The organism is Aestuariivita boseongensis (assembly GCF_001262635.1).
Classification (GTDB): domain Bacteria; phylum Pseudomonadota; class Alphaproteobacteria; order Rhodobacterales; family Rhodobacteraceae; genus Aestuariivita; species Aestuariivita boseongensis.
The window spans coordinates 1-7,060 of the sequence record NZ_JXYH01000085.1 but is presented as its reverse complement, the minus strand read 5'-3'; the positions used below and the strand labels follow the sequence as shown (position 1 = coordinate 7,060).

General features: G+C 61.4%; 8 protein-coding genes. 5 read left to right on the top strand and 3 right to left on the bottom strand.

Features of this window, described 5'->3' with window-relative positions; translation table 11 throughout:
* The first annotated feature begins 29 nt into the window (after nucleotides 1–29).
* The 3 genes from TR61_RS18885 to TR61_RS18875 are packed head-to-tail and all read left to right on the top strand — an operon-like array spanning nucleotide 30 to nucleotide 3,063.
* Nucleotides 30–923 carry an ABC transporter permease subunit gene (locus TR61_RS18885; protein ID WP_050932089.1) on the top strand — a complete coding sequence of 298 codons (894 nt, stop codon included), beginning with the start codon at nucleotides 30–32 and terminating at the stop codon, nucleotides 921–923.
* Nucleotides 920–1,741, top strand: coding sequence for an ABC transporter permease (locus tag TR61_RS18880; protein WP_050932088.1), 822 nt, complete (start codon nucleotides 920–922; stop codon nucleotides 1,739–1,741). Before TR61_RS18885 ends, TR61_RS18880 begins: the two co-directional genes overlap by 4 nt.
* On the top strand, nucleotides 1,738–3,063 hold the full coding sequence (locus TR61_RS18875) for an NAD(P)/FAD-dependent oxidoreductase (RefSeq protein ID WP_050932087.1): 1,326 nt from the start codon (nucleotides 1,738–1,740) through the stop codon (nucleotides 3,061–3,063). Before TR61_RS18880 ends, TR61_RS18875 begins: the two co-directional genes overlap by 4 nt.
* On the opposite strand, the gene TR61_RS18870 is transcribed toward TR61_RS18875, so the two are convergent.
* The 3 genes from TR61_RS18870 to TR61_RS18860 all read right to left on the bottom strand — a co-directional run bounded on the left by TR61_RS18870 (nucleotide 3,049) and on the right by TR61_RS18860 (nucleotide 6,022).
* Nucleotides 3,049–3,921: a phosphotransferase family protein gene (locus TR61_RS18870; protein WP_050932086.1), complete on the bottom strand. Its 873-nt coding sequence runs from the start codon at nucleotides 3,919–3,921 to the stop codon at nucleotides 3,049–3,051. The genes TR61_RS18875 and TR61_RS18870 overlap by 15 nt on opposite strands.
* A gap of 88 nt (nucleotides 3,922–4,009) precedes the next feature.
* Nucleotides 4,010–4,681: a flagellar hook capping FlgD N-terminal domain-containing protein gene (locus TR61_RS18865; RefSeq protein ID WP_050932085.1), complete on the bottom strand. Its 672-nt coding sequence runs from the start codon at nucleotides 4,679–4,681 to the stop codon at nucleotides 4,010–4,012.
* Between the two features lie 9 nt (nucleotides 4,682–4,690).
* A complete protein-coding gene (locus TR61_RS18860) occupies nucleotides 4,691–6,022 on the bottom strand; it encodes a flagellar hook-length control protein FliK (RefSeq protein ID WP_172677027.1) in 1,332 nt (443 codons plus the stop codon).
* 196 nt (nucleotides 6,023–6,218) lie between these two features.
* On the opposite strand from TR61_RS18860, the gene TR61_RS18855 reads away from it, so the two are divergent.
* Together TR61_RS18855 and flgN are read left to right on the top strand one after the other, a co-directional pair.
* The gene (locus tag TR61_RS18855; RefSeq protein ID WP_050932083.1) at nucleotides 6,219–6,503 is read left to right on the top strand and encodes a rod-binding protein; all 285 of its coding nucleotides are present in this window, start codon (nucleotides 6,219–6,221) and stop codon (nucleotides 6,501–6,503) included.
* Nucleotides 6,496–6,855: a flagellar export chaperone FlgN gene (flgN, locus tag TR61_RS18850; protein ID WP_050932082.1), complete on the top strand. Its 360-nt coding sequence runs from the start codon at nucleotides 6,496–6,498 to the stop codon at nucleotides 6,853–6,855. The genes TR61_RS18855 and flgN overlap by 8 nt, the downstream gene beginning before the upstream one ends.
* Nucleotides 6,856–7,060 lie beyond the last annotated feature (205 nt).

Below are 7,060 nucleotides of genomic sequence, written 5' to 3'. Positions count from 1 at the left end.
TCCGGGGCGTGCAGGGGGGCGTGTCTGAGATGGGACGCCGTTTCGTCATTCTGGTGCCTTACCTGTGGCTTCTTGCCCTGTTCCTGGTGCCGTTTCTGATCGTTCTGAAAATCTCACTAAGCGATCCCGAAATTTCGATCCCGCCCTACACACCGACACTGGATTGGCGCGAGGGGTGGGCGGGCTTTACCGATTTCCTGAGCCAACTGGATTTCGAGAATTTCGTTTTTCTGACCGAGGACGATCTTTACTGGAAGGCCTATCTGTCGAGCCTTCAGATCGCGGCGACCTCGACCATTCTGACGCTGCTTGTGGGCTTCCCGATTGCTTACGGCATGGCAAAGGCAGCGCCGGAGTGGCGACCGACGCTGTTGATGCTGGTGATCCTGCCATTCTGGACCAGCTTTCTGATCCGGGTGTATTCGTGGATCGGCATTCTTGCCAATGAAGGATACCTGAACCAGTTGTTGATCAGCATGGGTCTGATCGACAGCCCGCTGATGATCCTGAACACGCAGACGGCGGTCTATATCGGGATCGTCTATACCTATCTGCCGTTCATGGTGCTGCCGATCTATTCGTCTTTGGAAAAGATGGATGACAGCCTGCTGGAAGCTGCCGAAGATCTTGGCTGTTCGCGCACTTCCGCCTTTTGGCTGATCACGGTGCCGCTGGCCAAAACGGGCATCATCGCCGGGTGTTTCCTTGTGTTCATTCCGACGCTGGGCGAGTTTGTGATCCCTTCGCTTCTGGGCGGGTCCGAGACGCTGATGATCGGCAAGGTCCTGTGGGAGGAGTTTTTCAACAACCGCGACTGGCCGGTGGCGAGTGCGGTGGCGGTGATCCTGCTGCTGATCCTGATCATCCCGATCATCCTGTTCCAACGCAACGAACAGAAACAGCGGGAGGAAGAGGGGCTATGAGGCGGTTTTCGTGGTTCAACGCGACCTCCCTCACCCTTGGGTTCGCGTTTCTGTATCTGCCGATGGTGCTGCTGGTCATCTACAGCTTCAACGAAAGCCGTCTGGTGACCGTTTGGGCCGGGTTTTCGACCAAGTGGTATGGCGAGTTGCTCAGGAACGAGCTGTTTCTGGATGCGGCCTGGGTGACGTTCAAGGTGGCCGTGATTTCATCGACCATCGCCACGGTGCTGGGCACGATGGCGGCCTATGTGCTGGTGCGCGCGGGGCGGTTTTCGGGGCGAACGCTGTTTTCCGGGATGATCTATGCGCCGCTGGTGATGCCCGAGGTGATCACCGGCCTGTCGCTTTTGCTGCTGTTCATCGGGATCGGGCTGGATCGGGGCGTTCTGACGATCGTTCTGGCGCATACGACCTTTTCGATGTGCTTTGTCAGCGTCGTGGTGTCCTCGCGCCTTGTGTCATTTGACAGGTCACTGGAGGAAGCCGCGCTGGATCTGGGCTGTACCCCGTGGCAGGCGTTTCGGCTGGTGACCCTGCCGATCATTGCGCCTGCGGTGATTTCCGGTTGGCTGTTGGCGTTTACCCTGTCGTTGGATGATCTGGTGATCGCGTCCTTTACCGCCGGGCCATCGGCGACCACGCTGCCCATGCGCATCTGGTCAAGCGTGCGGCTGGGCGTGAGCCCGGAGATCAACGCGCTGTCCACGCTTCTGATCGGCATTGTGACGATCGGGGTGATCAGCGCATCGCTGATTTCGAAACGCAACATGCTGCGCCAGCAACGCGATGAACAGGACGCCGCGCGAGCCGCTGCATGAAGCGGATTTATTCAGAATACGCCTATGGCCCCGGGCCGCGGGACAATTGCTTTTGGGATGAAAGCGCGGTGGATTTTGACTGGCCTGTGCAGGCCGGAGAGATCCGCGCCGATCTCTGTGTGATCGGGGCCGGGTTTACCGGGGTGAACGCCGCGATGACGGCCGCCGAAGGCGGAGCCGATGTCGTGGTTCTGGAGGCGGAAACGCCCGCCTGGGGTGCCTCGGGCCGTAATGGCGGGTTTTGCTGTCTGGGCGGCGGTATCCACGACAAGGCACGGTTGAAACAGCGTTTTGGCGCGGAAGGCGCGGCAGAATTCTATCGCGCCGAAGTTGATGCGGTGGGCCATGTGGCCGGCCTTCTTGAGCGGCACGGCATCGACGCGGACACCCATTCACAGGGAGAGACCTATCTGGCGCACAAACGCTCTCGACTGGGAGAACTGGAGGCGCATGGCCGCGAATATGAGATGAAATACGGAACGACGGCCATTTATGCCTCGGCCCGTGATCTGGCGGAAAACGGGATGGCGGGGCCGTTTCACGGGGCGGTGACAGTCGAGACCGGGTTTGCCCTGAACCCACGCAAGTACATTGACGGGATCCTGCAGGTGGCGCGGGATCTGGGGGTTCGGATTTTCGCGAGGTCTTCGGCGGTGGACCTGCGTCGGGAGGGCGGGATCTGGCGCGTGACGACACCGCGGGGCGTGGTGCGCGCTGACAAGATGCTGATCGCGACGAATGGCTATTCCAGCGACGACCTGCCGAAATGGATGGCGGCGCGGTACATGCCCACGCAATCAACGATCATCGTGACCCGACCCCTGACCGGCGAGGAAATCCAGCGACAGAGTTGGACCAGTCAGCAGATGAGTTACGACACGCGGCACCTGCTGCATTACTTCCGGCTGATGCCGAATAACCGGTTTCTGATCGGGATGCGGGGCGGGCTGATCTCGTCCCCTGCAAGCGAGGCGCGGGCACGCGGGCGGGTGCGGGCCAGTTTCGCACGAATGTTTCCGGCCTGGCGCGATGTGGAAATCACGCATCAATGGTCGGGCATGGTGTGCCTGTCGCCGAAATTCCTGCCCTTTGCCGGAGAAGTTCCAGGTCATCCGGGTCTGCTGGCCGGATTTGCCTATCACGGGAATGGCGTGGCGATGGGCAGTTACACGGGCCACATGCTGGGCCGGGTCGCTTTGGGCGACGGGGCGGGGCATATCCCCGCCGCGATGCGGGCCGATCCGGGGCGTTTCCCATTTGGCCGGGCGCGGCGGGTGGTGATGCCACCGGCCTATGCGTCGTTCTGGTTACGGGACTTCTGAGGGGGCCGAGAGCGCAGCGCGCTCAAGCTCGAAGCCTTGAGCATATTCCAGATCGCCCTGTTCTGTCCGCCAAAGACAGAAGGCCGCCATGCGCCAGTGATACAGCGAGCGGAGGGTGTCGAACCGGTCCGTGGTGGACGCGTCGGCATAGCCTGCCTTCAGTGCAGCAAGGTCGGACTGGGTCAGCGGCGCGCCACCATAGAGCAGCTGCATTGCAGGCGAGGCGAAAATCGCCAGATCCTCGCACGGGTCGCCCAGCGCAGGGCATTGCCAGTCGATGAAGCGGGCCTGTCCGTCATGGATCAGGATATTGGCCGGCACCGGGTCGCCATGGAGCAGACGAGGGGTGGTGGGCGGCACGGCAGGGGTGACCGGCTGGCAGGTGCGCAGATCGGCGGCAGCACGGCCGGAACATGTGTCGAGGATCGCGTGGGTTTGCGCGATAAGGGCCGCGCTGCCGTTCGGTGCCAAGCGCAACCTTTCGGGCGGAGGGTGCGCGTGCAGCCGGGCAAGGCCCTCTCCCACCGCATCCGCGCTTTCTGTCCAGAGCTTGCCGGGCAAGTGGGAATAGAGAAGCCAGCGTCCCTGACCGGACGTACCGGTGGCCCGCAGGTCAGGGGCAAGGCGTGCACCGCCCAGGTGTTCCAGAACAGCACATTCGGCATCCGGGTCATTGGGGAAGAGCGGCGACCGGGCTGGTGGAGCGAAAAGCTTAAGCACAAGGGTCTCGCCCGCGTCGCGAAACCGCCAGACGCGATTGGTGCGACCACCGGACAGGGGCATAACAGCGTCAAACGCGCCGATCGTGCCCGTCTGGACAAGTTGGTTCAGCAGGGCTTGAGGCAGATTGCTGGACACGCGGGGATCCGTTGGCGGCGGCGGGATGAGGCCGCACGCTAAGTCAGCGGGCGCAGGCCTGCAAGGCGTGGATCACCCACTTGGCTCGTCAGGCCCCTTCGCGCAGCGCGGTCACCTGATCAGGGGTGACATAGCTGCCGCCGTCAAGCTTGAGCACAGTTTCCTGACCGACCAACTGCGCTTCGGTCACGCGGGCATATATCTGAGCGGGGTCGGATAGGATCAGTTCGCCATCTTCATAGCTTTCCACCTCGAACCGGTAAGTGCCATTGCCCAGGACCTGACCGCGCTGATCGCGGCCATCCCAGAGGTAGTTTTCGGCGGAAAGCGGGAGGGTCCGACGCCCAACCTCCGTGCCAAAGTCGTTGTAGATGACCAGCTGCACGCGATCCGCGCGGGCGGCCGGATTGGGGGCAATGGTTATGGGGGTACCGTCAAAATTTGCGGCGGCGGGTGCGCGCACCTCCATCCCGACCCAGTTGGCGAGCGTGTTGATCTCACCCCCGCCAAGGGCCCTGGTCAGGGCCGTCAACTGGTCATTGGTAAAGACCTGCTGCTCAACCATGGAGAATTGCGCCAGCTGTGCCGCGTAATCGGAGGAGCTTATCGGATCGAGCGGATCCTGATAACGCGCCTGCACGGTCAGCATTTGCAGAAACGTCTCGAAATCCGAGGCGAGGGTCGCATTGCTTGACGCCGTTGTGGCAGCGCTGGAATTCGCGGCCGAAACCGCATTGGAAATCACTGGAACAATTGTCATCTGTGCCCCTCAAAACCGAAGATCAAGGCCGGACTGCGTGACCTGCAGAATACGCGGCGAGTCAGCCGATGCATCTGTGGCGCTGGCATCCATCAGGGCGGTGCCACCGGTTTGTCCGGCACGATCAGGGTCATCCTGATGAGATGCGCCACTGTGAAACTGGAAGTCGATCGTATCGTATCCCAGCGCGGCAAATTGCTGACCCAGATCGCCCACATTGCGCCGCAGGAGATCAAGCGTTTCCTGCCGGTCCGCCGTGATCGAGAGCGTCAACGCACCATCCACCGTATGGAGGGAGAGGCGCAGCTTGCCCAGCTCTTCCGGGTTGAGGGTGATGTCAACGGCCTGCTGTCCGGGCTGGGGCGCGAATTGGACGATCTGCAGGATTACCGGCTTGGCCGCAGATTGCGTGCTGGCAGCGGTCGAAGGCCCGGCTCCGGTGACATCAGGCGCTTTGGAGGGAAGGCCAAGGTCGTCTCCCATGGAGAGGTTGGAGGTCTGCTCCCCCTCTGTCGCGGGGCGCAATGTGGCGGGAATTGCGGACAAAGTCGTTGCCGCCTGCACAGGCACGGGGGCTGGCGGCACCGATGGGGCCGCATTGCCGGTTGGGGCAATGGACGTATCAACTGGTGACCCATCAGAGCGGCCTGTTTTGTGTATCCCGTTCAGCATGAATTCAGGTGCATTTCCAAGCGGTAGGGACACTGCCACAGATTGGGATGCATTGGGCCGGGGTTTCAGCAGGTCGGGGGATGACACAGGCTGAGCCGCCGGAACGGGTGTCGCATCTTCTGCCACAGTGCGGGCCATGAGAGGGATCCTCTCACCCGCGATGTCGGACGCGGTTTGCGGCAGGCGGATCGCCGCCCCGTTCGGCCTGTCGGTCAAGGCCGATGCGTTCAGCGCCACGCTGACCTCTGCCGCGCGTGTATGCAGCGCCATGGCCTGAGCCGGCAGAAGCGGCCGCCCCGGTGTATTCGGATCATCGGCCGATGGCGGCCGTCCTTTGGACATTGCAGACAATTGATCTGCACGCGGTATGGCCGCAGGCATGTCCCCTTCTTGTTGGGACGCCATGGCTGTTCCCATCTGAGTGTCACCGCTTTCGACCTTCGGATCCGTCACCTGGCCACCAACAGGCATGTCGACCGCGGGGGTGTCGGTCGCGCCGTCACCTGCTTTGATCACGGGCTGTGCACCTTCCAACCCGTCAGCGTCGGAAGCGTCCTCGCCCGCCAGCTCGTCAAGCGCTTCGACGATGGGGGCCGCAACCTCCGCTATCTCAGGCGTCTGTTCCCCAACCGGTTCGCCCAGCGCTTGAAGCACTGCATCAAATCGCATGCGCGATTGTCCAGCGACCTGATCCGGAAGCGCATTGCTCTGTGACGTTGGCGTGGTCTGCATAAGTATTGGGGCAATCATTCTGCCTGCTCCGACGATTCTTTTCGACGTGCACACCATGACCGCAGGGAGTTACCGGTTCTTTACTGCTTTGGGTCATGTTTGGAAAAAATCACTCGAATTCTAAGGATCAGGCATGACACCAGTTGTTTTTCCACCAACACCGCCCTCGCCCACTCTGAAAGGACCGGATGACACAGCCCTGCGCGAAGCCGCTGTCGCGTTTGAGGCAAGTTTTCTTGCAGAAATGCTGAACGCCGCCGGGTTGGGAAAGACGCGAATGTCCTTCGGCGGCGGCACCGGAGAGGACCAGTTCGCTTCCTTCCTTGTGCAGGAACAAGCAACGCAGATGGCCCGCGCAGGTGGTATTGGCCTTGCCGAATCAATCTTCCAGGCTTTGAAGGCGCGCGACGATGGGTGAGGCGGTCGGGCAAGAGCTGGTGCAGGCGCTGGACGAGCTTCTCGAGGAGGAACGTGCCGCGCTCTTGAAAGGTGATGTCGACAGAATCAACCGTCTGGCGGAGCGGAAGGGCGACTTGATCACGCGGATCGATGCTTTGGGCGACTTTCCCCGTGCGACTCTGGCATCTTTGCAGGAAAAGCTGCGCCGAAACAGTGGGTTGATCGAACAGGCGCTGGAAGGAATTCGCGCGGCGGCAGCCCGGGTTCAGGAAATGCGACAGGTGCGCGAGACGCTGCAAACCTATGACCAGCGGGGCAAGCGGCGCGACCTGACGATGCAGACAGGACGTTCTGTCGAGAAGCGAGCGTGAGACTCATTTGAATAAACTTTGGCACTTTTTGCCGAGGCGGGATTAGCGAAGCCTTAGCCTTTCATGGTCCAGAAACGCCTCGCATCCTGACCGGATGGCGCGTCAGCGGAAATGGAACGCACGCACTTGTCAGAAAGACGTCTCACGCTGCTTTTCGAAGCAGGAAATTGGCGCAAAAGCGTCGTTGAGCCTCCCCAACTGAACT

Bases quoted from the DNA above. Each gene is read 5' to 3' on its own strand.
- TR61_RS18885 (WP_050932089.1), top strand. From the start codon at position 30: ATGGGACGCCGTTTCGTCATTCTGGTGCCTTACCTGTGGCTTCTTGCC.
- TR61_RS18880 (WP_050932088.1), top strand. From the start codon at position 920: ATGAGGCGGTTTTCGTGGTTCAACGCGACCTCCCTCACCCTTGGGTTC.
- TR61_RS18875 (WP_050932087.1), top strand. From the start codon at position 1,738: ATGAAGCGGATTTATTCAGAATACGCCTATGGCCCCGGGCCGCGGGAC.
- TR61_RS18865 (WP_050932085.1), bottom strand. From the start codon at position 4,681: ATGACAATTGTTCCAGTGATTTCCAATGCGGTTTCGGCCGCGAATTCC.
- TR61_RS18860 (WP_172677027.1), bottom strand. From the start codon at position 6,022: ATGCGATTTGATGCAGTGCTTCAAGCGCTGGGCGAACCGGTTGGGGAA.
- TR61_RS18855 (WP_050932083.1), top strand. From the start codon at position 6,219: ATGACACCAGTTGTTTTTCCACCAACACCGCCCTCGCCCACTCTGAAA.
- flgN (WP_050932082.1), top strand. From the start codon at position 6,496: ATGGGTGAGGCGGTCGGGCAAGAGCTGGTGCAGGCGCTGGACGAGCTT.